This window comes from Pedococcus bigeumensis, assembly GCF_039531795.1.
GTDB lineage: Bacteria > Actinomycetota > Actinomycetes > Actinomycetales > Dermatophilaceae > Pedococcus > Pedococcus bigeumensis.
The window spans coordinates 25,494-48,618 of record NZ_BAAAQS010000002.1; the positions used below are offsets into that span (position 1 = coordinate 25,494).

Consider the following 23,125-nt stretch of genomic DNA (forward strand, 5'->3'; position numbering starts at 1 on the left):
GAAATCGACGGGTTCGTGCGGGGCGAGGTAGTCTTGTCCTTTCACCGAGCGGTCTGGACCAGCCACTGCGACATCACAGCGAACGTGGTCGGGGTCCGGGCCGCTGTGCGTACCACCCTCTCCGAGACGCAACCGCGTCCGACGGGGACCCGAGCAAGGAGTATCACCGTGAGCGAGACCGCGACCCCCACCGCGAGCTACCTGACCCAGGAGGCCTTCGACCGTCTGAAGGCCGAGCTGGACCAGATGTCCGGAGAAGGCCGTACGGAGATCGCCAAGAAGATCGAGGCTGCTCGCGACGAAGGCGACCTCAAGGAAAACGGCGGCTACCACGCGGCCAAGGAGGAGCAGGGCAAGATGGAGGCCCGCATCCGCCAGCTGACCCAGCTGCTCGAGAACGCCATCGTGGGCGCCAAGCCCGCCGACGACGGCATCGTGGAGCCCGGCATGGTCGTCACCGTCGAGATGTTCGGCGACGACGTGACGTTCCTGCTCGGGTCGCGCGAGATCGCGGGCGACAGCGACCTCGAGGTCTACAGCGAGAAGTCACCCCTCGGCGCCGCGATCAACGGCAAGAAGGTCGGCGACAAGGCCTCCTACAAGGCTCCCAACGGCAAGGTCATCCAGGTGTCCGTGAAGGGCGCCACGCCGCACGGCGGCTGAGCCGGACCACCACCGCACGACGAAGGGCCGCCCCTCGGGGCGGCCCTTTCGTGTGGCGTGCGGCAGGCCCACCCCACACGCAGCGGTATGCCGGTCAGCGCGGTATGCCGGTCAGCCGAACTTGAGCTGGTAGCCCTTGCCGCGCAGGGTCCGCAGGACCTCCTCGCAGTGCTGCTTGCCCCGGGTCTCGAGCTGCAGCCCGATCTCGACCTCGTCGACCGTGATCGTCGTGCCGGTGCGGATGTGCTCGACCTCCAGCACGTTGGCGTCGACAGCCGCGCAGTCGGCGAGCAGCCGGGCCAGGTGGCCGGGCCGGTCGGAGATCCGCACCCGGAACTGCAGGTAGCGACCGGCGGCGGCCATGCCGTGCCGGATGATGCGCAGGAGCAGCAGCGGGTCGATGTTGCCGCCGGACAGGACCGCGACGACAGGGCCGTCCACGTGCTGCCGGCCGGCTCGCTCGAGGAGGTGGGCCACGGCTGCTGCACCGGCCGGCTCGACGACGAGCTTGGCGCGTTCGAGGACGAAGAGCAGGGCCCTGGACAGCTCCTCCTCGCTGACCGTCTCGATCGCGTCGACCAGGTCGCGCACCAGCGCGTAGGGCACGTCACCGGGCATCCCGACGGCGATGCCGTCGGCCATCGTCTGCATGTTCTCGAACGCCACCGGCTTGCCCGCCGCCAGCGACAACGGGTAGGCCGCGGCCTGCTCGGCCTGCACGCCGATGATCCGCACGTCGGGCCGCGCCGCGCGGACGGCCACGGCGATGCCGGCGAGGAGCCCGCCACCGCCGGTGCTGACCACGATGGTGCGGACGTCAGGGCACTGGTCGAGGATCTCCAGACCCGCGGTGCCCTGGCCCGCGACGATGTCGCGGTGGTCGAAGGGGTGGATCAGGACCGCGCCGTTGGTCGACTCCCACTCGCGAGCCTTGACGAGGCACTCGTCGATGGTCGTGCCGACCTGCTCGATGGTGGCGCCGTAGGCCTGGGTGGCCAGCAGCTTGGGCATCGGGGCGCCGAAGGGCATGTAGACCTTGACGTCGATGCCGAGCAGCTGGCCGGCGAGGGCCACCCCCTGGGCGTGGTTGCCGGCACTCGCCGCGACCACCCCGCGGGCCTTCTCCTCGTCGGAGAGGCGAGCCATGCGGGTGTAGGCGCCGCGGATCTTGAAGGAGCCGGCCCGCTGGAGGTTCTCGCACTTGAGGAACACCTCGGCGCCGACCCGGTCGGACAGGGCCCGGCTGTACTCGAGCGGGGTGGGGCGGACGACGCCGCTGAGCAGGTCTTGCGCAGCGCGTACGTCGGCCAGGGTGACTGACAGCGTCGGTGATGCCATGGCCGGAAGGCTAGTCCCTCCAGAGCCGGCCCACCGACGCGCCAGCGGCTAGCCCTGGGTGCGCTTGGCGAAGGCCCGGATCGCGAGCGGGGCCACCACCAGGGTGAGCCCGACCGTCCAGATCAGCGTGGTGATGATCGGGTGGTGCAGCGGCAGCTGCGCGTCCGCCGGCACGGGTATGTCGTTGCCCCACAGCTGCCGGACCGCCTGGACCAGCGACGAGATGGGGTTCCACTCGGCGATGACCCGCAGCACGTGCGGCATGTTGTCGGTCGGCGCGAAGGTGTTGGCGAGGAACGTGATCGGGAACATCGTCGTGAACATCAGCCCGTTCACGGCCTCGACCGAGCGCATCGCCGACCCGACGAGGATGCCGATCCAGATCATCGCGAAGCCCCAGAGCAACAGCAGCGCATAGGCCAGCACCGCCTCGGCGAAGTTGCCGCGGATCCGCCAGCCGACGAACAGCCCCGTCACCGACATCACGAGGATGCCGATGCTGGAGTGCAGGAGGCTGGAGATGCTGCGGCCCACCAGCACGGCCGAGGGGTTGATCGGCAGGGAGCGCATGCGGTCGACGATGCCCTTGTCGATGTCGGCGGTGAGCCCGACGGCGACGATGAAGGAGGCGAAGGCGATCGTCTGCCCCATGATCCCGCCCATCAGCCACTCGCGGTAGCCGGCGGGCGAGCCCTGCACCGAGATGGAGCCGCCGAAGACGTAGGCGAAGAGCAGCACGAACATGACCGGCTGGATGGTGACGTCCATCAGCATCTCGGGCATCCGCTTGATGTGGATCAGGTTGCGCCGGGTGATGGCCAGCGACTGGCGCAGCAGACCGGTCGGCCTGATCTCGGGACGGGCTATCCCGCTGGCCGACTGCCGGGTGGTGGTGTCGGTGGTCATGACGCCTGCTCCTGCTCTGGCTCGGTGGCGCTGGTCGAAGAGTCCTCGGCGCGGTGGCCGGTGAGGTGGAGGAACACGTCGTCGAGGCTCGGGCGCTTGAGCCCGAGGTCGTCGAGCTCGATGGCGCTGTCCTCGAAGACCGCCGCGATGCGGGTCATGTCGCGCAGCCCCTCGGCCGGCGCCGTCAGCTGCCGGGCGGCCTCGTCGACGTGCACCTCGGAGACCCGCTGGCGCAGCATGGCGGCCGCGGTCTGCAGGTCCTCGGCGCGCGACACGGTCAGCACCAGGCTGGCCTTGCCACTGCGGTCCTTGAGCTCCAGCGGCGTGCCCTCGGCGATGATCTGGCCACGGTCGATGACGACGATGCGGTCGGCGAGCTGGTCGGCCTCCTCGAGGTACTGCGTCGTCAGGAGCAGCGTGGTGCCGTCCTTGACCAGTCCGCGCAGGACCTCCCACAGCTCGACGCGGCTGCGCGGGTCGAGACCCGTGGTGGGCTCGTCGAGGAACAGCACGGGCGGGGTGGCGATCAGGCTGACCGCAAGGTCGAGCCGGCGTCGCATGCCGCCCGAGTAGGTCTTCACGGTGCGGTCGGCCGCCTCGGTGAGCGAGAACCGCTCGAGGAGGTCTGCCCCGGCAGACTTCACGTAGCCGGACGACAGGCCGTAGAGGGACCCGATGAGCCGGAGGTTCTCGCGGCCGGTCAGCAGCTCGTCCACCGTCGCGGCCTGCCCGGTCAGGCCCATCGACCGGCGCACCGCGTCGGGCTCGCGCAGGACGTCGTGGCCGGCCACTCGTGCAGTGCCGCTCGTCGGCGTGGCCAGGGTCGTCATCATCCGCACCGTCGTGGTCTTGCCGGCACCGTTGGGGCCGAGGAGCCCCAGCACCGACCCCTCGGGCACGGAGAAGGAGACGTCGTCGACGGCCAGCTGGTCGCCGAACTTCTTGACGAGGTGCTCGGCCTCGATCGCGAGGGAGGTCATCGCTCGACCCTAGGCTCCGTGGCGGGGGCTCGACCATCCATTTTCCGGCACTCCATTCACGTTATATCGCGTCTGTCAGAACACGTTGTATCGCGTTTGCCCGAGCGGCACAAGCCCTCGAGACTGCGCGGCCGGTCAGGGAGGTGTCGCTGGTCGGGGCTGCGTCGTCGTTCATGCCCCGACGTTAGGACCGGGCACCGACAGCCCCTCCGACCACCGTCCGGGCGAGCGCCCGAGCCACGGCAGGGTGCGCGGAGCGCAGCAACCCCACCGCGAAGAGCAGGTATGCCGTGTCTGTCACCAGGGCGGCCTCCCTGGGGACCTTCCAGCCCCCCGCGTGGTCGCTCGCGACCGCGCGCAGCACCTCGTCCCGACCGGGGTCGGTGGCGTGCCGCAGGACGCCACCCGAACCCACCACGACCTGCACGTCGGCCAGTGGTCGGGCCCCGGCCCCCGGCGCCGGGGGCCGGGCATGACGGCGCACGGCCACCACCGCCGCGGCCCGGGCCAGGGCGAGGTCGAGGGCCCACTCGCGCTCGTCGGCCGGGAGGTGACCGGTGTCGCGGACCAGGCTCGCGGCATACCTGTCGGCACCCTCGGGCAGGGCCACGTGCTCGCGGCTGGCCGCCTCGACGATGCCCTCGGCGTTCCACCGCATCCCGAGGTCGGCCTCGACGGTGCGCGCGTGCCAGAGCGGGGCCACCACGTCCTTGGCCAGCCCCGAGTCCTCGCCCTGAGGGCGCAGCGCCGAGTAGACGTCGGTCGTCGCCCCACCGATGTCGACGACCAGCACGTCGCCGTCGAGGTGTTCGGCGAGCACGGCGACCCCGTCGAGGACGGCGTCGGGAGTCGGCGCCTGCACCATCGCGGCGAACTCCGGCCCGCGCGACAGCCCCTTGCCGCCGATCACGTGCTCGAGGAAGACGCGCCGGATCGCGGCCCGCGCCGACTCCGGGGCGATCACGCCGATCGACGGGAGGACGTTGTCGGCCACGGCGACGGAGCGGCCGGTGGTGGTCAGGACGGCCACCACCTCGGCGCGAGCGTCGACGTTGCCGGCCACGACCACGGGCGCGCCGATCCGCGCCTTGGCGAGCCGGGCTGCGTTGTGCAGCAACACTTCGGCGTTGCCGCCGTCGGTGCCGCCCACGAGCAGCACGAGATCGGGGCGGCTGTCCCGCAGGGCCTTCACCTCGGCGCCCGAGAGCGGCCCGGAGGTCACGTGGGCGACGCGCGCCCCGGCACTGAGACCCACGCGGTAGCCGGCCTGCGCCGTGACGTCGCGCTCGTACCCGACCACGGCCAGTCGCAGCCCGCCCCCGGCGCTGGAGCAGGCCAGCACCTCGTCGACCGCACCGTGGTGGGCGAGCCGGGCGCGGAGCGTGCGGTAGCCGTCGAGGACATCGGTGCCGACGGTGGTGGGCGTGGAGACGGTGGCCACCACCGCACCCTCGCCGTCGACGAGCACCGCCTTGGTGAAGGTCGACCCGAAGTCGACACACAGCAGCTGCACGAGCGGGCCGCTCGCCTCAGCCGAGCCGGTCGAGGGCCTGCCGGAGGTCGGCGATGAGGTCCTCGACGTCCTCGATGCCGACCGACAGGCGGATCAGGTCGGCCGGCACCTCGAGCTCGGTGCCGGCGACCGAGGCGTGGGTCATGCGGGCGGGGTGCTCGATGAGCGACTCGACGCCGCCGAGCGACTCGCCAAGGGTCCACAGCTGGGTCTCGCCGCAGACCTTGACGGCGACGTCCTCCCCGGCCCTGACCTGGAACGAGATCATGCCGCCGAAGCGCTTCATCTGGCGCTTGGCGACCTCGTGGCCGGGGTGGCTCTCGAGACCCGGGTAGTGGACCGCGCTGACGGCCGGGTGGGCGGTGAGGAACTCGACCACGCGCTCGGCGTTGTCACTGTGCTTCTCCATCCGCAGCGCCAGCGTCTTCAACCCGCGCAGGACCAGCCAGGCGTCCATCGGCCCGGCCACCGCACCCATCGAGTTCTGATGGAACGCAACGCGATCCACCGCGTCCTCGAATCCGGGCACGGTGATCTCGTGGCCCACGACGACAGCGCCGCCGACGACGTCGGAGTGCCCGCCGCAGTACTTCGTCGTCGAGTGCGTGACGATGTCGGCGCCGAGGGCGAGCGGCTGCTGGAGGTAGGGCGAGGCGAAGGTGTTGTCCACCACCAGCAGGGCGCCGGCACCGTGCGCGACCTCGGCGAGGGCGGCGATGTCGGCGATCCCGAGCAGCGGGTTCGTGGGGGTCTCGACCCACAGGATCTTGGTGCTGCCCGGGCGGATCGCGGCCCGGACCGCGTCGAGGTCGCCCATCGGCGCGATGGTGTGGTCGACACCCCACGTGGTCAGGACCTTGTTGAACAGCCGGTAGGTGCCGCCGTATGCGTCGCTCGGGACGACCACGTGGTCACCCGGGGCGAGCAGCGCCCGCAGCACGGTGTCCTGGCCGGCCAGCCCGGAGGAGAACGCGAACCCGCGAGCGCCTCCCTCGAGGGCCGCGAAGCACTCCTCCAGGGCGGTGCGGGTCGGGTTGGCCGAGCGGCTGTACTCGTAGCCGCCGCGGAAGCCCCCGATCCCGTCCTGCTTGTAGGTGGACACCTGGAAGATGGGCGTGATCACCGCTCCGGTGCCGGCGTCCGGCTCCTGCCCCGCGTGGATCGCACGCGTCGAGAAGCCGTGGTCGGTGCTGTGCTGCTCGGTCATGGCGGCAAGGCTAGTCCCCGCTCAGGAGCCCTCCCGCACCACCGGGTCGCCCACCCGGACGACGCCACCCTCGAGGATCCGGAAGACCGTGCCCCCGCGCGCGTGGAGCGCCTTCATGGCCCCGGGGGCGATGAGGTCGTCCATCAACCGACAGGGTGCCGCGGGGCGGACGACCTCCAGCAGGGCCTCGCCCATCCGCACCCGTGTGCCCGGCCGGCTGGGGACCGGACCCCCGGAGACGGTGACGTTGCGGCGGGTCGCTCCCGGCTCGACCTCGGCGCCCAGCACCCCGCTCGCCTCGGCGAGCGCCGCGGCGGACTGCACTGTGACGTGGCGGTGCCTGGAGCCGTGGTAGCGGTCGCCGACCAGGCCGACTCCGGCCTCGGCGACGACCGACTCGACCGGCCGCATGGGGAGCTTGGTCGCCTTCGCGACGTGGCTCGAGAGCACCGTGCCCAGGTCGACGTCGAGCGGGTCGTCCATCACGGCGCCACCACCTTCTGCCACTCGCGCATCATGCCGTCGTGCACGAAGCCCAGGGCGTGGTTGACCGCGAGCATGGGGGCGTTGTCGTCGGCGTTCCAGGTGCGCACGCTCGTGGTCGCCGGAGAACCCTCCATCAGCGCCACCGTGCCGGCGGCCTTCATCCGCAGGCCCAGGCCGTGGCCCCGGTGCTCGCGCAGGACGAGCGTGTCCTGCTGGAAAGCCACCTCCGGGTGCGCCTGCGGCACCTGCACCTGCGTGTACCCGACCAGCTCCCCGCTCTCCTCGTGGAGGGCGAACGCGTCGATGACGCGCCTGCCCATGGCCGCGATCCGCTCGTAGTCGGCCCGCACCCGCTCCACGTCCCAGCGCTCCTCCTCGAGCTGGAGGTCGCCCGTCGGGATGTCGGTGCTCATCCGCCGACTCAGCTCCGCGCGCCCCGCCAGCCAGGCCTCCGGTATGCCGTCCCAGCAGGTCCGCACCAGGTAGCCGTCCGCGTCGTCCGCCGTCAGCACCGCGTCCAGCCGACGGCGGTCCGCGGGCAGGGACAGCGAGCTGCGCAGCACGGTCTGCGCACCGGCATACCCGTGTCGTGCGGCGAAGTGCTCGCCGCTCTCGTCGCGGACGCCCACCGGCCACTGCGTCTCGGCGAGAAGGACGGTGCGGCCGTGGTCGTGCGCTGCGGACTCGACGTGCTCGAGCAGGGCGGTGCCGACCCCGCGCCGGCGGTGGTCGGGGTGGACGATGACGATCAGCAGCCCCTGCGACCGGTTGTCGTGCTGCGGCATCACGAGGGCCGCGGCACCCACCACCGTGCCCTGGGGGTCCACGGCGGCCCAGGTGACCCGGCGCCGGTCGGTGCTGTGGCTCATCTCGCGCAGCTCGTCGGCCGAGTGGGCGGTGTGGTCCGGCCCGAACTGGTGCCGCCCGTCGGCGGCGAGCACCCCGGCCCAGTCGTCGAAGAGCTGTCGCTGGGTGTGGTCCGGGTCCTTGATCAGGGTGATGGTGACCATGGCCTCACCCTTCCCGAGCGAGCCGGTCTGTGCCAGCGAGTTTGCCGGCGTGGTGGGCGGGGTGTCATCGGGCCGTAAGGTCCGGCCACGGAACAGTCGTGGGGCGGGCCGCGTTGGACGAGTCGTGATATTCGGATCGCGCGCCAAGACCACCCTGCCCACCCCCGAGAACGCCCTGCGCGGACGGGAGACCCGTCCCTTCCACATCGCCGACGAGCACGTCGTCCTGCACACCCCGCTCGAGGGTCCCTGGCCTGAGGGCACCGAGGTGCTCTACCTCGCGATGGGCTGCTTCTGGGGCGCCGAGCGCATCTTCTGGCGGCTCCCGGGGGTCGTCACGACGGCGGCCGGCTACATGGGCGGCCTCACCCCGAACCCCACCTACGAGGAGACCTGCACTGGCCTGACCGGCCACGCCGAGGCCGTGCTGGTCGCCTACGACCCCGAGCAGACCAGCCCGGAGCTGCTGCTCAAGGAGTTCTGGGAGAACCACGACCCGACCCAGGGCAACCGGCAGGGCAACGACATCGGCACGGCCTACCGGTCGGCGATCTACTGGACCACCCCCGACCAGCAGCGCGCCGCCGAGGCGACCCGTGAGGCCTTCCAGAAGGTGTTGGCCGACAACGGTTTCGGCACCATCACCACCGAGCTGCGGTCAGCCGAGGACGCCGGCCCGTTCTACTACGCCGAGGACTACCACCAGCAGTACCTCTACAAGAACCCCGGTGGCTACTGCAACCACGGGCCCAACGGCATGACCTGCCCGGTGGGCCTCGTGAAGCAGGACCAGCTGCCGAGCCAGGAGAGCGTGCTGCGCGTCAACGACTCGAGCGACCTCGGCGGCTGACCGCTGACCGCTGACCCGTCAGGACCCGCGAGACCGGCGCAGCAGCCGACCGAGCCAGGACGACCCCTGGCGGTACGGAGCCTCCTGACCGGCCGCCGAGGTGACGGTGGTGGCTTCGTGCGCGGCCCGGGAGGCCCGCTCGGCCTGGGCGGCCTCGCGGAGGGTGCGCCACTGCGCCACCATGTCGTCGACGTCGACCAGGGGTGCCCAGATCGGGAAGCTCGCACCGACCCCGGGACGCAGCCGGTCCGTCTTCACCCGGTGGTTGTAGTCGTCGAGCACGGCACGCACGCTCGCCTCGGTGCGCAGGTCGAGCAGCGACCCCGGGAAGGTGGCCGCCTCCTTGCGCAGCGCCAACGGCGGTGACAGCGCGCCGGACAGGTCGAGGTGCTCCCGCTCGGCCAGCTGCCTGACCCACCAGTCCGGGTCCTCCCGCTCCGGGTCACCGAGGCTGCGCAGCGGCTTGCCCGTCCCGGGCAGGTTGTCGAAGTCCCCACGCTCCTGCGCCTCGCGGATGGCCCGTTCGACCGGAGATTCCCAGTTCTCCATGGTGCCAACCTAACCCGCGCGGCGCAGGCGAAGGGATGGCGCGGGGGAGGGCCCGCGGCAAACCGTCGNCGCGCCCCGCCGCCTCCGTGACGTTGCGTGCCATGGAGCTGGCCGCACGCTGCAGCGGGGTGCGCGGGGCACCGGACACGCTCGGCGGCATCACGACGACGGGGCACCGCGCAGTCTGGACGAGGCGCTGGGCGAACCCCGGCAGTGCGCCCCGGTCGAGCCGCCGGGGCGCGTCGACGACCAGGAGGTCGGCGTGCTCCGCCGCCGCGAGGAGGGTCTTGCGCCGGCCGCCCTGCACGAGCTGGACGTCGACCTCGTGCTGGCCCCCGAGCACCTCGGCCACGTCGGCCCGCAGGTCGGCGAGCGCCTGGGCCCTCGCCGAGGGCACGTCCTCGGCGATCGGTGACGGCGTGACCCGCGAGGCCGTCTGGGGTGGCGTCGGTCGCCAGGCCCGCACCGCCACGACCCGACCACCGCGCAGGGCGGCCAGCTCGGTGGCCCAGTGCAGGGCGGTCGGCGACTTCGACGTCGCACTGACGCCGACGACGATCGTGTAGGGCTGGCTCTCGTCTGCCATGTCCGCCTCCTACGCGCGGGCCGGCTCGACCGGCGGTTCGTCCGACACCTTGCTGAGGGGGTCGGCGATGTCCTCGAGCCCCTTGCCCTCGGCGTCGACACCGATCTTCATCGCGACCAGCCCGCCGACCAACATGATCGCCGAGGCCAGGACGTAACCCCAGAACAGCGGGTTGCGGTCCTTGCCGTCCTCGGGGATGAACGAGCCGAACAGGACCGGGCCGATGGCGCCGAAGACCTGGGCGATGGCGAAGAAGTAGGAGATCGCCTGGCCCCGGACCTCGAGGGGGAAGATCTCGCTCACCGTGAGGTAGGCCGAGGACGCCCCGGCGGAGGCGAAGAAGAACGAGACGCACCAGAAGATCGTGTGGGTCGTCGCGTTGAGTGCGCCGGCCTTGAACAGGAACGCCGACACGAGCAACACGATCCCCGCGATCATGTAGGTCGAGAAGATCATCTTGCGACGGCCGATGGTGTCGAAGAGGTGCCCGAGCATCAGGGGCCCGGCCAGGTTGCCGATCGCGAACGGGATGAAGTAGATCGCCGCGTCGGACTTCTCCAGACCGTAGAAGTTCTGCAGCACCAACGCGTAGGTGAAGAAGATCGCGTTGTAGAGGAAGCTCTGCGTGATCATCATGGTCAGCCCCAGCACGGTCCGCGACGGGTACTTCTTGATGAAGACGTGCATGAGGTCCTTGAACGGGATGGACTCCTTGGCCTTGATGCTGATGGCCTTGCTCTCGTCGACCGTGGCCAGCTCGTGGCCGTGCGACTGCACGGTGGCCTCGATGTCGTCGACGATCCGCTCGGCCTCCTCGCCCTGACCGTGCGTGACCATCCACCGCGGGCTCTCCGGGATGTGCCGGCGCAGCCAGATGATGACCAGGCCCATGACCGGGCCGATGAAGAAGGCGATGCGCCAGCCGACGTTCGCCGCCACGTGGTCGGTGTCGAGCAGCCAGAAGCTCGCGAACGCCCCGAGCAGCGCGCCGGCCCAGTAGGTGCCGTTGATGGCGATGTCGACCCGCCCGCGGTACTTCGCGGGGATCAGCTCGTCGATGGCCGAGTTGATGGCCGTGTACTCGCCCCCGATCCCGAGGCCGGCCACGAACCGCCACACGTAGAGGAACCACGGCGTCCACGCGAGCCCCGCGATGCCGGAGCCGACGAGGTAGATCGCCAGGGTGATGATGAACAGCTTCTTGCGGCCGAGGGTGTCGGTCAGCCGCCCGAACGTCAGGGCACCCACCACCTGCCCGATGAGGTAGATGGTGCCCGCGAGACCGACCTCCTTCGCGCTCATCCCCAGGCTGTCCTGGAAGCCGGCGTTGGAGACCAGCTGGATCTCCAGCCCGTCGAGGATCCACGAGACCCCCAGGCCCACGACCACCATCCAGTGGAACCGCGCCCACGGGAGCCGGTCCATCCGGAACGGGATCAGGCTCTTCACGGCCGCCGGGTCGGTCGGCGGTGCTGCTGTGGTCATCGTGCGCTCCTCGGTCCGTGTCTGTAGTTGCGCTGGGCACCCAACGCGCGAACCTACGCCGGGTTTGTCCGATGTGCGCGCTGAAACCTACCTGACCTGCAGTGATGCGCCCGGACCAGGCCCGTCCAGCCCTCCGGGGTCACTCCAGGCTCGGGCTCGGGACGGGCCCGCGTAGGGTCGCGGCATGCGGATCGTGTCCCTGTTGCCCTCGACGACGGAGATCCTGTTCGCGCTCGGGGCCGGTGACCAGGTGGTGGGGGTCACGTTCGAGTGCGACACCCCGGCCGAGGCCCGGGAGCGCACGATCGTCTCCACGACCGCCATCCCCGAGGGCCTCTCGGCGAGCGACATCGACGCCTTCGTCAGCCGGGCCATGGCGGCCGGGGAGGACCTCTACCACCTCGACGCCGGGGCCCTCGGCGGCCTCGACGCCGACCTCGTGGTCACCCAGGACCTGTGCGCCGTGTGCGCCGTCGACGTCTCGGTCGTCGACGACGCACTGGCCTTCCTGGGCTGCCGTGCCGACGTCCTCACCATCGACCCCCACACCCTCGACGAGGTGCTCGCCTCCATCACCACTCTCGGGTCCGCGACGGGCACCGCCGAGCGCGCGGCCGCCGTCGTGGCCGGCCTCCGCGACCGCCTCCATGCCGTGGAGTCAGCCGTGCGCGCGGCCTCCCGCCCACGCACGCTGGTGCTCGAGTGGACCGACCCGGCCTTCGCGCCCGGCCACTGGGTGCCCGAGATGGTCACCCGGGCCGGGGGCGTCAACACCCTCGGGACGGCTGGTGAGAAGTCGGTGCGCGTCACCTGGGAGGCGGTGCGTCAGAGCGCCCCCGAGGTCATCGTCTGCGCACCGTGCGGCTACGACCTCCAGGGGTCGACGGCGTTGGCGCGCAAGGCGATCGACGACGGTGAGCTGCCCGACGGCATACCCGTCTGGGCGGTCGACGCGAACGCCAGCTTCGCCCGCCCCGGGCCTCGGCTGGTCGACGGGGTCGAGGCGCTGGCCGGCATCCTGCACCCGGACACGGCGCGGCCGCCGCGCCAGGACATGGCGCGACGGCTGCGGTGACGTCGCGGCCCTAGTCGACCAGGGCGATCAACAGGTCGGCGCGGGTCAGCACCCCGACCGGCTTGCCGTCCTCGACGACCATGATCGCGTCGTGCTTCTCGAGCTCGTGGCGCGCAGCCGTGACGGGCTCACCGGCACCGACCAGCGGCAGCGCCGGCTCCATGTGCTTGTCGACGGGGTCGGTGAGGTGCGCGCTGCCGTTGAACAGCGCCTCGAGCAGGGCGCGCTCGCTGACCGACCCGGCGACCTCGCCGGCCATCACGGGCGGCTCGGCCTTCACGACGGGCATCTGCGAGACGGAGTACTCGTGGAGGATCTCGATCGCGTCGCGGACCGTCTCGGTGGGGTGGGTGTGCACGAGCGCCGGCAGGTCTCCGGCCTTCTTGTGGAGCACCTCGCCGACGGTCGTCTCGGTGTGGGTGTGCATGAAGCCGTAGGAGTTCATCCAGTCGTCGTTGAAGATCTTCGACATGTACCCACGGCCGCTGTCGGGCAGGAGCACCACGACGACCGCCTCGGCGGGAAGGTCCTTGGCCGCCCGCAGGGCCGCGACGACCGCCATGCCGCACGAGCCGCCGACGAGGAGGCCCTCCTCCTTGGCCAGGCGGCGCGTCATCTCGAAGGAGTCGGCGTCGCTGACCGCGATGACCTCGTCGACCACCTCGGGGTCGTAGGCGGTCGGCCAGAAGTCCTCACCGACACCCTCGACCAGGTAGGGGCGTCCGGTGCCCCCGGAGTAGACCGAGCCCTCCGGGTCGGCGCCGATGATGCGCACGCGTCCGCCCTCACGGGTCTGCGAGACCTCGCGCAGGTAGCGGCCGGTGCCCGTGATGGTGCCTCCGGTGCCGACGCCCGCGACGAAGTGCGTGACCTGTCCCTCGGTGTCGTCCCACACCTCGGGGCCGGTCGTCTCGTAGTGGGAGGCCGGGCCGTTCTGGTTGGCGTACTGGTTCGGCTTCCAGGCGCCCTCGATCTCGCGGACCAGGCGGTCGGACGTCTCGTAGTAGGAGTCCGGGTGGTCGGGCGCCACGGCGGTCGGGCAGACCACGACCTCGGCGCCATACGCCTTGAGCACGTCGCGCTTGTCCTGGCTCACCTTGTCGGGGCACACGAAGACGCACTTGTAGCCCTTGCGCTGGGCCACCAGGGCCAGCCCGACCCCGGTGTTGCCGGAGGTCGGCTCGACGATGGTGCCCCCCGGCTTCAGCTCACCGGAGGCCTCGGCCGCCTCGATCATCTTCAGCGCGATGCGGTCCTTCACCGACCCGCCGGGGTTCAGGTACTCCACCTTCGCGAGGATCGTGGCCGCGATCCCCTCGGTGACCGAGTTCAGCTTGACGAGGGGCGTGTTCCCGACCAGGTCGGAGATGTGCTCTGCGTACTTCACCCCGCCATCCTCTCAGATGGTGGACACCCGGCAGGACGCCCCGGCGGTCCCGGCGACGCCCCACTGACTCCGGTGACGCCGTCCCGTGCCCCTCCGCCAACTGATGGATCCCAAGCACACGCCCCCGGCGCACCATCGAGGGGGGAGGGGATCACCATGTCGGCATCGAGCGTTACCGTCAGAGAGACCACGGACGAGAGGGGATGGCCCATGGGTCGGGCACGACGCGCCCGCAAGATCGCCGCCACCGCCGCGTACGGTGGGGGCGGGCTCGCTGCGGGGATCGGTGTGCTGGGCGCGCTCGGCTACGGCGTGCTCAAGGCTGAGGCCGTGGTGGCGCGGCGCATCGTGGGCCAGCCGTTCGACGGCTCCCCCGACGACAACGGCGTCTACGGCGCGGGCGTCGGCGACCCGGTCGAGCTCGTCGTCCTGGGCGACTCCTCGGCCGCCGGCATGGGTGCCGATCACCGCTACCAGACGGTCGGCGCGATCATCGCCAACGGCGTCTCCGCCCTGACCGGTCGCCCGGTCCGGCTCACCAACACCGCCGTCGTGGGCGCCGAGTCCTCGGGGCTCGAGCTCCAGCTCGCGAACGCGCTCGACCAGGTGCCGAGGCCGCACGTCGCGATCATCATGGTCGGCGCCAATGACGTGACCCACCGGATCAACAAGGCCGTCGCCGTCCGTCACCTCGAGACCACGGTCCGAGCCCTGCGCGCCCTCGACACCGAGGTCGTCGTCGGCACCTGCCCCGACCTCGGCACCATCCAGCCGATCCCCCAGCCGTTGCGGCTCATCGGACGCCGCTGGTCGCGTGACATGGCCGCGGCCCAGACCGTCGCGGTCGTCGAGGCCGGCGGACGCACGGTGTCCCTCGGCGACCTGCTCGGCCCCGAGTTCGCCGAGCGCCCGCACGAGATGTTCAGCGCCGACCGGTTCCACCCCTCCCCCGCCGGCTACGCGCGCGCCGCCGCCGCGCTCCTCCCCAGCGTCTACGCCGCCCTGGGGGTCCGGATCGGCGAGCCGAGCGAGGAGCCGCACCCCGACACCCGCCGCGGTGAGGGTGTGGGCCCGGTGGCCGTGGCCGCCCAGTACGCGGTCCGCGACCCCGGTACGGAGGTCTCGGCGACGAAGATCGCGGGTCAGGCCCGCGGCCCCCGAGGTCGCTGGGCGATGCTGCTGCGCCGCCCGCACGACTCAGTGCCCGGGCCCCAGGCCAACCCCCGCCCGGCAGGCGAGAGCGCGCCGCCGGCCGGCCCGGCCGCGGAGTCCGGTCGAGGCGAGGCGGGCCGGGGCGAGGCCGTCCCCGACGAGAGCAACGCCACAGTCGCCGACCCGGCCCCACGGCATACCATCGAGGCTGACTAAGCGGCCGCTCATCTCGCGGCCCCTCGCAGCTGTTGCATGAGGAGGATCCCGTGACCGAAGCCGTCATCGTCTCGACCGCCCGCACGCCCATCGGGCGCGCGTTCAAGGGCTCGCTGAAGGACATCCGCCCCGACGACCTGTCGGTGCAGGTGATCTCCGCGGCCCTCGCCAAGCTCCCCGAGCTCGACCCCACGCTGGTCGAGGACCTCTACTGGGGCTGCGCCGAGCCGTCCGGCAAGCACGGGTCGAACATGGCCCGGGTCGTCGCCGTCCTCGCCGGCTTCGACGGGCTGCCGGGGTCGACCATCAACCGGTTCTGCGCCTCCTCGGTGCAGACCACGCGGATGGCCTACCACGCGATCAAGGCCGGCGAGGGTGACATCTTCGTGTCCGGCGGGGTCGAGTGCGTCTCGCAGTACACCAACTGGGCGGGCGCCGGCGGCTCCTCGGGCGATGACCAGAACCCCAAGTTCGCCGGGTCCGCCGCGCGCAGCGAGCAGATCGCCAAGAGCAACGAGACCTGGGCCGACCCGCGCCAGCAGGGCCTGCTGCCCGACGTCTACCTCTCGATGGGCCAGACCGCCGAGAACGTCGCGACCCTGCGCGGCATCTCCCGTGAGCGCCAGGACGAGTGGGGCGTCTCCTCGCAGAACCGCGCCGAGAAGGCCATCGCCGACGGCTTCTTCGAGCGCGAGATCGCCCCGGTCACGCTCGGTGACGGCACGGTCGTCAGCAAGGACGACGGCCCGCGAGCCGGGGTCACGCTCGAGGCGCTGCAGGGCCTCAACCCGGTCTTCCGCGAGCAGGGCACGATCACCGCGGGCAACTGCTGCCCCCTCAACGACGGCGCCGCTGCCGTGGTGGTCATGAGCGACACCAAGGCCAAGGAGCTCGGGCTCACCCCGCTGGCCAGGGTCGTGTCGACCGGTGTCTCCGGGCTCTCGCCGGAGATCATGGGCCTCGGCCCGGTCGAGGCGTCGCGCCAGGCGCTGGCCCGCGCCGGCATGACCATCGGTGACATGGACCTCTACGAGATCAACGAGGCCTTCGCCGCCCAGGTGCTGCCGTCGGCCGACGACCTCGGCATGGACTTCGACAAGCTCAACGTGCACGGCGGCGCCATCGCCCTCGGGCACCCCTTCGGCTCGACCGGCGCCCGGATCACGACGACCCTGCTCAACGGCCTCGCGGCCCGCGACGGGCAGTTCGGCCTCGAGACGATGTGCGTCGGAGGTGGCCAGGGCATGGCGATCATCTACGAGCGCCTCAGCTAGTCGCTGTCCCTCCCCGATCGAGGTGGGGTCCGACCGCATCCGGTGGGACCCCACCTCGATCGGGTATGCCGGTCAGGCGAGCTCGCGGCGCAGCTCACCGAGGCGAGCGGCGAGGCCGTGCGACGCTCCGCCGCCCGCTGCGCACGCGTCGTAGACGAGGACGGTCAGCTGGTCCATGAGCACGGCCGGCCCCAGGTCGGGGACCGGACCGGCCGGCGCCGCGAGGTCGTCGAGCAGGCTGCGGACGGTCGGCGCACAGGACAGCGCGTGGTCCAGCGGCAGCTGTTGCCACCGCCGGACCACGCGTTGCAGTTCGGCCGAAACCTCCTGCGGAACAGGCGATCTCGGGGTCACGCTAGTTGCTGCGCAGACGCCCGAGCAGACGCAGGATCTCGAGGTAGAGCCACACGATGGTGACGATCAGGCCGTGGGCGAGCAGCCAGGAGTACTTCTCCGGCGCGCCTGCGGCGATGGCCCGGTCGATCGAGTCGAAGTCGACCGCCAGCATCGCCGACGCCAGGCCGATGGCGAAGAGCGAGATGCCGATGCCGAGGGCGCCGGTGCCGCCGATGCCGAAGGCGTGGTTGCCGATGACCGCGTAGAGCAGGTTGACCAGCGCGAAGATCGCGTAGCCGATCACCGCCATCGTCACGATGCGCCGGAACTTCGCGGTGACCTTGATGATGCCGGTCTTGTAGGCGATGAGCATGCCTGCGAAGACGCAGAGGGTGGCCATGACCGCCTGCGGGACGATGCCCTGGAACATGGTCTCGTTGTCCCGCAGGGGGAAGGCGTCGGCGTAGACCCGGCTCACGGCCCCGACGAACAGGCCCTCGGCCACGGCGTAGAGCACGATGAGGGGCACGCTGATGGTCTTCTTGAACGCGATCACGAGGCCGAGCACGAGGGTGACGGCGATGCCGCCGAGGAGCAGGACCATCCCGACGTCAGGGGCGCGCTCGATGGCGGCCCAGCCGACGGCGCCGAGCACGAGCACGATCGCGAAGAGCCCAGCGGTCTTCATCACGACGTCGTCGATGGTGAGGCGCCTGGTCTGGACCGGCCCGGCGGAGGGCTGGTTGTAGAGGTCCTGGAGCTGCTGGCTGGTCATGCCGTCGGTGGACGCCATGCCTGCCGTCGGCTGCTGGGCCGGCGCACCGCTGCGACCGAACCCGGCATAGCCCTGCCTGGACTCCTTCTCGATCCGGTCGAACACCGGGTTGCTGGCCATGCGGGTCTCCTTGGAGGCGTAGGGCGGCCCTGCGGTCGGCCGCTCACCCCAGACTACGTGCGGAACGGGGGTGAAAGTTCCCGCGTCGCCTGCGTGTGGACGGTGAAGTTCGCCTGGGCTGACCACTGGTGCACGGACGCGCGGCGCGGGACTCTGGAGTCGTGCGGATCGCGAGCTTCAACGTCGAGAACCTGTTCGACCGCGCGAGGCTGCTCGCGGCCGACGACTGGTCGACCCACCGCACCCTCCTCGACACCTACGCCAAGCTGACCCGCACCCTCCAGCACGCGGCATACTCCGCCACGGACAAGGCCAACATCGTGAAGTGGCTGGTCGCGCTGGGACTGGAGAAGGCCGACTCGGGGACCTACGTCGTGCTCCGTCAGAACCGCGGCCGACTGATCACCCGGCCGAAGGCCGGTGGCCTGACCGTGGTGGCCGACGGTCGCCCCGACTGGGTCGGCTGGCTCGAGCTCAAGACGCAGGCGGTGACCGAGCTCGCGGTCCGCCACACGGCGCAGGTCGTCCACGACGTCGGGGCCGACGTCCTGGGCGTCGTGGAGGCGGAGAGCCGGATCGCGTTGCAGCGCTTCAACGTCGACCTGCTGCGACCGATCAGCGACCGCATCTACGGCCACATCATGCTGATCGACGGCAACGACGACCGCGGCATCGACGTGGGGCTGATGACCCGCGGCGACCACGAGATCGAGCGGATCGTGAGCCACGTCGACGACGCCGACCTGGCCGGGCCGATCTTCGGACGGGACTGTCCCGAGTACACCGTGACCCTCGCCGGCGGCGCGACCCTGCTGGTGATGGTCAACCACTTCAAGTCCAAGGGCTACGGCGCCGCGACCGACTCGAACCGCCGTCGGCAGCGTCAGGCCGAGCGGGTGGCGGAGATCTACCGGGCCCGTCGGGCGGAGGGCGTCGAGAACATCGTCGTCCTGGGCGACCTCAACGACACCCCGGACTCCGCTCCCCTGGCGCCACTGCTCGTGGGATCCGCTGCAGCTCCCACCGACCTCAAGGACATCGTCACCCATCCGAGCTTCGACGACGGCGGCTGGCCGGGCACGTACACGACGGGTCGGGCCGGCAACAAGATCGACTACATCCTGTGCTCCCCGGCCGTCTTCGACGCCGTCACGGCGTCGGGCATCTTCCGCAAGGGCGTGTGGACCGCCTCGGGTCGCTGGGAGATGTACCCGACGCTGACGCGCGAGCAGGACGCCGCCTCCGACCACGCCGCGATCTGGGCCGACGTCGACCTCTGACCGCTGGGCCGGATCCCTCGAGGCCGGCTGGGCTGCGGGTGGAAGGTCCAGAAGGGGGCCCGAGTCACGGTTGGTGCCGTTTCCACCATTTGGGTGACGGACGCTAGTCCCGTTGGTCGACGTGCAGCGAAGGGCCGCAGGCACAGACTCGAGGTGAACCTCGGTCGACAGGTGGCAGACGTAGGCAGGTGAGAGGTCATGAACCTCACTGGCGAACACCCCACCATCAGCGTCGCACGGGACCTGCTCCTGGTGCTGGCCTGCATCCTCGCGCTGGTCCTCCCGTTCGTCCTGACGCGCGACATCTTCGGGAGCGACTCGGCTGGCCCGCGGTCCCCGCAAGCCCCAGCGACGGCCACGACGCGGGCCACGACACGGGGCGCGACCACGCAGGACTCGACCGCGCTCACGAGCAGCGCCGCACCCAGGGGCACCCTGGGGACGCCCATCTCCCTGGCTGCGGTGTCCGAGCGGTGCCGGTTGGCCAACCTGCGACAGCAGGCGCCGCTGAGCGCGGCGGACGTCTCGTTGGCCCAGTTCGACAAGCACATCGACGCGATGAACCTGCTCGTCGCCGGCAAGATCTCGCTCGCGGTCGCCACGACCTTCTGGGACCAGACCCGGGTCAAGGCCGTCGAGAACGCCGCGGCCTTCCGCCGGGCCGACCAGGAGCTGGCTGCCAGCGGGACCAGCTGCCCGGAGCCGGACGCTGCGCTGGCCGACGCCGCCCCCTACGGGCAGGTGGTCACGCTGAAGAGCTGCGTCAGCGCGATCGCCGCCCGCGCGACCGCGCTGGCCCGCGCCCGCACTGCCGTGACGACCTGGGAGCACCACGTCCACGACATGGAGATGCTGCGGATGGGCCAGCTCACGCCGGCCCAGGCGACGGCGGCCTGGCACAAGAACTGGAAGACCGGCCAGCGCCAGCTCGTGGCCTACGAGCAGGCGGCTGCCCGGGCCAGGAAGATCCGCTGCGCCTTGGACTGAGGAGCTCCCGCGCCCTGGACTGAGGATGCGCTGCGCCCGGGCCGGGACCCGGCCCCAGACCGCGGGTACCTGGCCGCGCGAGCGCACTGGTGCCCCCGACGGGGGTCGAACCCGCACCTGTGGCGATTTTAAGTCGCCTGCCTCTGCCAGTTGGGCCACGGGGGCGGGCCAAGTATGCCGCGCGCGCGTCGCCGACGTGCCACGCTTCTGCCGTGCCACGCTGCACTCCTGGGAGGGACGACGTCTCCCCGGCAGGTGGCGCACCAGGGCTTGGGGAAGGCGGGGTGTCGGGGTGGTTCCCACGGTGTTCGGGGTCGACGCGCACGCGGTGTTCGTCGCGCTCGGCGTCGTGACCGCCGTCGCCGTGTTCGCGGCCGAGGCCCGGCGGCGCGGGGCGACCGACGAGCGCCTCCTGACCGTGGTCACCGGTGGTCTCGTCGGCGGCGCGGTCTTCATGCGGCTGGGCACCTGGCTCCAGCACCTCGACCTGCGCCAGAACGCCTCGCTCGCGGAGCAGTGGGCCTATGGCAACCGCAGCATCCTGGGAGGGCTGGTCGGCGCCTGGGCGGGGGTGCACGTCGCCAAGCGCCTCAGCGGCTACCGGCCCCGCACCGGCGACCTCTTCGCGCCGGCGGTCGCGCTCGGCATGGCCGTGGGCCGGGTGGGCTGCCTGCTCACCGAGCGACCGGGCAGCCCGACCGGGACGTCGTGGGGAGTGACCCTCGACGCTGCCGCCGCCGCGCGCACGGGCGCGCCGGCCGGCATGGCGCTGCACCCGTCGTTCGGCTACGAGATCGTCTTCCACCTCGCGGCCTTCGCCGTCATCTGGTGGTGGCTGCGCCACCGCCCCGTGCCGAGCGGTGAGCTCCTGGTCTGGTACCTGGGCGCCTACGGCATCGCCCGCTTCCTCCTCGAGTACGTCAGGGGCAACGAGGTCGCCTGGCTGGGACTGACCCGTCCGCAGCTCTTCCTCGCGGTGACGGTGCCGTTGATCCTCGCGCGGGTGGCGATGCAGGCGCGTCGCGGCGCCTACCGCGGGCTGCGGCACGAGACAGTGGTCGCGTGAGCACCCGCACCGGACCCGGTATGCCGTTGCGCGGCGACCGCATCCACCGTTACGTCAACGCCTTCTGCCCGCTGTGCCACGAGGAGAAGCCGGACCGACCCCTCACCGAGGTGCACCGCCTGTCGGGGTGGCTCGTGGAGCGGGAGGGACGGATCTGGCTCGAGCGCGGGTGCGCCTCCCACGGATTGGTGCGCACGCTCTACGACGAGTCGCCCGAGATCCTGAGCTACCTCGAGGGGTGGACCGCCCCGACCAAGGTGCACACCCCCGACCTGACCGGCAACTTCGCGCCGGTGCCGGCGGCCTATGCCGACGGGCTCCCCGAGATGCAGACCCAGCACACCTGCATCCTCCTCGAGGACCTGCTCGACCACTGCAACCTCAAGTGCCCGACCTGCTTCGCCGCGTCGGCGCCGGCCCTCGCGTCGGTGGTGCCGCTCGACCAGGTGCTGGCCTCGGTCGACGCCCGGCTGGCGCGTGAGAACGGCCGGATCGACGTGCTCATGCTCAGCGGAGGCGAGCCCACCCTGTACCCGTGGCTGGCCGAGCTGCTCGAGGCTGTCGCTGCCCGGCCCATCGTGCGGATCCTGGTCAACACCAACGGGATCGCGATCGCCAAGGACGACGCCCTGCTCGACCTCCTGCGCCGCCACCGCGACCGCGTCGAGGTCTACCTGCAGTACGACGGCGAGTCGGCGCGGGCCTCGACGCACCACCGGGGCGCCGACATCCGCCGGTTCAAGGAGCGGGCGATCGACCGCCTGTCGGGGGCCGGCATCTTCACCACCCTGACGATGACCGCCGCGCTGGGGGTGAACGACGACGAGATCGGGTTCGTGGTGAAGCGCGCCCTCGACACCCCCTACATCGGTGGCGTGACCATCCAGCCGGTGTTCGGCTCGGGCCGCGGCACCGGCATCGACCCGCACGACCGGCTCACCCACACCGGCGTGCTCGCCCGGCTCGACGGTCAGACCGCCGGACAGGTGACCTGGCGCGACCTGACCGCCCTGCCCTGCTCGCACCCGCACTGCTGCTCGGTGGGCTACCTCCTGCGTGACGACTCGGGCACCTGGCGCTCGCTCGTCTCGCTGGTGGGGCACGAGCGGCTCAAGGAGTGGCTCGACCTCGAGCCCCACGTGCTCGCCAACCGCATCGCCGACGATGCGCTCCCAGCATCGCTCCGGTCGACGGTGAAGCAGTCGCTGCTCGACCTGCTGTCCGAGCAGTCGTCACTGTCGCACCCGTCGATGGCCGGGATCTGGCGCGACGTCTGCAGTGGGTGCGACCTGGGGATCAGCACCCTCGCGACGCTGGCGGCCGGCCGCCTCCCCGGTCAGCGCGAGAAGCTGCGCGCCCTGCTCGGGGAGCGGGTCCTGCGGATCACGGTGAAGCCGTTCATGGACATGAACACGATGATCGAGGAGCGCCTGACGCAGTGCTGCGTGCACGTCGCCACGGTCGCGGACTCGGGCGGGCACCAGTGCGCGCCGTTCTGCGCCGTGCAGGCCTGGGCGCCGCTGTCGAGGCAACGCATCTCGACCGCCGTCGGCCTGCCGCTGGCCGGGAAGACCACGTCATGACCGGGCCGGACCCGCGCCAGGTCGCGCCGCCGCACGCCGCGCAGGGCGAGCACGAGCCGGCTGCGCCCTACGACCCCCTGCGACTGTGCGTCTTCGCCACCGTCGCGCTGCTCGGCTGGGTGCTCGGACCCGTCGCCCTGCTCGGGTTCGCGGTGCTGGCCATCGTCGGCTATGCCAAGGCCCGTCGGGGCGGGCTGCTGCGCTCACGGTGCAAGCTCGGCGACACCCGGCTGGTCCTGCTCTACCTCACCGTGCTCGCCGCTGCGGCGTGCGTCGGCATCTACGTCTGGATCGACTGAGG

The 23,125-nt window shown here is 71.4% G+C and carries 23 protein-coding genes and 1 tRNA gene; 10 read left to right on the forward strand and 14 right to left on the reverse strand.

The window, feature by feature from the left end:
• The first annotated feature begins 168 nt into the window (after window positions 1-168).
• Window positions 169-663, forward strand: coding sequence for a transcription elongation factor GreA (gene greA / locus ABD262_RS09480; RefSeq protein ID WP_344134730.1), 495 nt, complete (start codon window positions 169-171; stop codon window positions 661-663).
• A 111-nt stretch (window positions 664-774) separates the two neighbouring features.
• On the opposite strand, the gene ilvA is transcribed toward greA, so the two are convergent.
• The 7 genes from ilvA to ABD262_RS09515 form a co-directional block, all read right to left on the reverse strand.
• Entirely contained in the window at window positions 775-2,001 is a 1,227-nt protein-coding gene (ilvA, locus tag ABD262_RS09485; protein WP_344134732.1) for a threonine ammonia-lyase, read from the reverse strand.
• A 48-nt stretch (window positions 2,002-2,049) separates the two neighbouring features.
• A complete protein-coding gene (locus ABD262_RS09490) occupies window positions 2,050-2,907 on the reverse strand; it encodes an ABC transporter permease (protein ID WP_344134735.1) in 858 nt (285 codons plus the stop codon).
• Window positions 2,904-3,887, reverse strand: coding sequence for an ATP-binding cassette domain-containing protein (locus tag ABD262_RS09495; protein WP_344134738.1), 984 nt, complete (start codon window positions 3,885-3,887; stop codon window positions 2,904-2,906). Before ABD262_RS09495 ends, ABD262_RS09490 begins: the two co-directional genes overlap by 4 nt.
• A 184-nt stretch (window positions 3,888-4,071) precedes the next feature.
• On the reverse strand, window positions 4,072-5,400 hold the full coding sequence (locus tag ABD262_RS09500) for a glutamate mutase L (protein ID WP_344134741.1): 1,329 nt from the start codon (window positions 5,398-5,400) through the stop codon (window positions 4,072-4,074).
• A gap of 16 nt (window positions 5,401-5,416) precedes the next feature.
• Window positions 5,417-6,607, reverse strand: a complete 1,191-nt coding sequence (locus ABD262_RS09505; RefSeq protein WP_344134744.1) for a cystathionine gamma-synthase — start codon at window positions 6,605-6,607, stop codon at window positions 5,417-5,419.
• 21 nt (window positions 6,608-6,628) lie between these two features.
• A complete protein-coding gene (locus ABD262_RS09510; protein WP_344134747.1) occupies window positions 6,629-7,114 on the reverse strand; it encodes an MOSC domain-containing protein in 486 nt (161 codons plus the stop codon).
• The gene (locus ABD262_RS09515) at window positions 7,090-8,103 is read right to left on the reverse strand and encodes a GNAT family N-acetyltransferase (protein ID WP_344134750.1); all 1,014 of its coding nucleotides are present in this window, start codon (window positions 8,101-8,103) and stop codon (window positions 7,090-7,092) included. The genes ABD262_RS09510 and ABD262_RS09515 overlap by 25 nt, the downstream gene beginning before the upstream one ends.
• Before the next feature lie 127 nt (window positions 8,104-8,230).
• On the opposite strand from ABD262_RS09515, the gene msrA reads away from it, so the two are divergent.
• A complete protein-coding gene (gene msrA / locus ABD262_RS09520; RefSeq protein WP_425564843.1) occupies window positions 8,231-8,953 on the forward strand; it encodes a peptide-methionine (S)-S-oxide reductase MsrA in 723 nt (240 codons plus the stop codon).
• A gap of 18 nt (window positions 8,954-8,971) precedes the next feature.
• Here msrA and ABD262_RS09525 read toward each other — a convergent pair whose 3' ends face one another.
• The 3 genes from ABD262_RS09525 to ABD262_RS09540 all read right to left on the reverse strand — a co-directional run bounded on the left by ABD262_RS09525 (window position 8,972) and on the right by ABD262_RS09540 (window position 11,573).
• A complete protein-coding gene (locus ABD262_RS09525) occupies window positions 8,972-9,502 on the reverse strand; it encodes a DnaJ family domain-containing protein (RefSeq protein WP_344134756.1) in 531 nt (176 codons plus the stop codon).
• The gene (locus tag ABD262_RS19620) at window positions 9,396-10,088 is read right to left on the reverse strand and encodes a universal stress protein (RefSeq protein WP_425564838.1); all 693 of its coding nucleotides are present in this window, start codon (window positions 10,086-10,088) and stop codon (window positions 9,396-9,398) included. The genes ABD262_RS09525 and ABD262_RS19620 overlap by 107 nt, the downstream gene beginning before the upstream one ends.
• 9 nt (window positions 10,089-10,097) lie before the next feature.
• Window positions 10,098-11,573: an MFS transporter gene (locus ABD262_RS09540; protein ID WP_344134765.1), complete on the reverse strand. Its 1,476-nt coding sequence runs from the start codon at window positions 11,571-11,573 to the stop codon at window positions 10,098-10,100.
• Window positions 11,574-11,757: 184 nt separating this feature from the next.
• On the opposite strand from ABD262_RS09540, the gene ABD262_RS09545 reads away from it, so the two are divergent.
• A complete protein-coding gene (locus tag ABD262_RS09545; protein ID WP_344134768.1) occupies window positions 11,758-12,648 on the forward strand; it encodes a cobalamin-binding protein in 891 nt (296 codons plus the stop codon).
• A 10-nt stretch (window positions 12,649-12,658) separates the two neighbouring features.
• Here the strand turns inward: ABD262_RS09545 and ABD262_RS09550 are convergent, their stop codons facing one another.
• Complete coding sequence (locus tag ABD262_RS09550; protein ID WP_344134771.1) at window positions 12,659-14,035, reverse strand: cystathionine beta-synthase; 1,377 nt, start codon at window positions 14,033-14,035, stop codon at window positions 12,659-12,661.
• A gap of 210 nt (window positions 14,036-14,245) precedes the next feature.
• On the opposite strand from ABD262_RS09550, the gene ABD262_RS09555 reads away from it, so the two are divergent.
• The gene (locus ABD262_RS09555) at window positions 14,246-15,403 is read left to right on the forward strand and encodes an SGNH/GDSL hydrolase family protein (protein WP_344134774.1); all 1,158 of its coding nucleotides are present in this window, start codon (window positions 14,246-14,248) and stop codon (window positions 15,401-15,403) included.
• A 50-nt stretch (window positions 15,404-15,453) separates the two neighbouring features.
• The gene (locus ABD262_RS09560; protein ID WP_344134777.1) at window positions 15,454-16,677 is read left to right on the forward strand and encodes an acetyl-CoA C-acetyltransferase; all 1,224 of its coding nucleotides are present in this window, start codon (window positions 15,454-15,456) and stop codon (window positions 16,675-16,677) included.
• Window positions 16,678-16,749: 72 nt separating this feature from the next.
• Here ABD262_RS09560 and ABD262_RS09565 read toward each other — a convergent pair whose 3' ends face one another.
• Window positions 16,750-16,980, reverse strand: a complete 231-nt coding sequence (locus tag ABD262_RS09565; RefSeq protein WP_344134780.1) for a hypothetical protein — start codon at window positions 16,978-16,980, stop codon at window positions 16,750-16,752.
• A gap of 52 nt (window positions 16,981-17,032) precedes the next feature.
• Window positions 17,033-17,908, reverse strand: a complete 876-nt coding sequence (locus tag ABD262_RS09570) for a Bax inhibitor-1/YccA family protein (protein WP_344134782.1) — start codon at window positions 17,906-17,908, stop codon at window positions 17,033-17,035.
• Window positions 17,909-18,069: 161 nt separating this feature from the next.
• Between ABD262_RS09570 and ABD262_RS09575 the strand changes: the two genes are divergently transcribed.
• On the forward strand, window positions 18,070-19,188 hold the full coding sequence (locus tag ABD262_RS09575; RefSeq protein ID WP_344134785.1) for an endonuclease/exonuclease/phosphatase family protein: 1,119 nt from the start codon (window positions 18,070-18,072) through the stop codon (window positions 19,186-19,188).
• 198 nt (window positions 19,189-19,386) lie between these two features.
• Window positions 19,387-20,175, forward strand: a complete 789-nt coding sequence (locus ABD262_RS09580) for a hypothetical protein (protein ID WP_344134788.1) — start codon at window positions 19,387-19,389, stop codon at window positions 20,173-20,175.
• A gap of 87 nt (window positions 20,176-20,262) precedes the next feature.
• On the opposite strand, the gene ABD262_RS09585 is transcribed toward ABD262_RS09580, so the two are convergent.
• Window positions 20,263-20,340 (reverse strand) — tRNA-Leu (locus tag ABD262_RS09585).
• A 127-nt stretch (window positions 20,341-20,467) separates the two neighbouring features.
• Between ABD262_RS09585 and ABD262_RS09590 the strand changes: the two genes are divergently transcribed.
• The 3 genes from ABD262_RS09590 to ABD262_RS09600 are packed head-to-tail and all read left to right on the forward strand — an operon-like array spanning window position 20,468 to window position 23,123.
• Entirely contained in the window at window positions 20,468-21,241 is a 774-nt protein-coding gene (locus ABD262_RS09590; RefSeq protein ID WP_344134791.1) for a prolipoprotein diacylglyceryl transferase, read from the forward strand.
• A complete protein-coding gene (locus ABD262_RS09595) occupies window positions 21,238-22,824 on the forward strand; it encodes a radical SAM protein (protein ID WP_344134794.1) in 1,587 nt (528 codons plus the stop codon). The genes ABD262_RS09590 and ABD262_RS09595 overlap by 4 nt, the downstream gene beginning before the upstream one ends.
• Entirely contained in the window at window positions 22,821-23,123 is a 303-nt protein-coding gene (locus ABD262_RS09600) for a hypothetical protein (RefSeq protein ID WP_344134797.1), read from the forward strand. Before ABD262_RS09595 ends, ABD262_RS09600 begins: the two co-directional genes overlap by 4 nt.
• The last annotated feature ends 2 nt before the right edge of the window (window positions 23,124-23,125 follow it).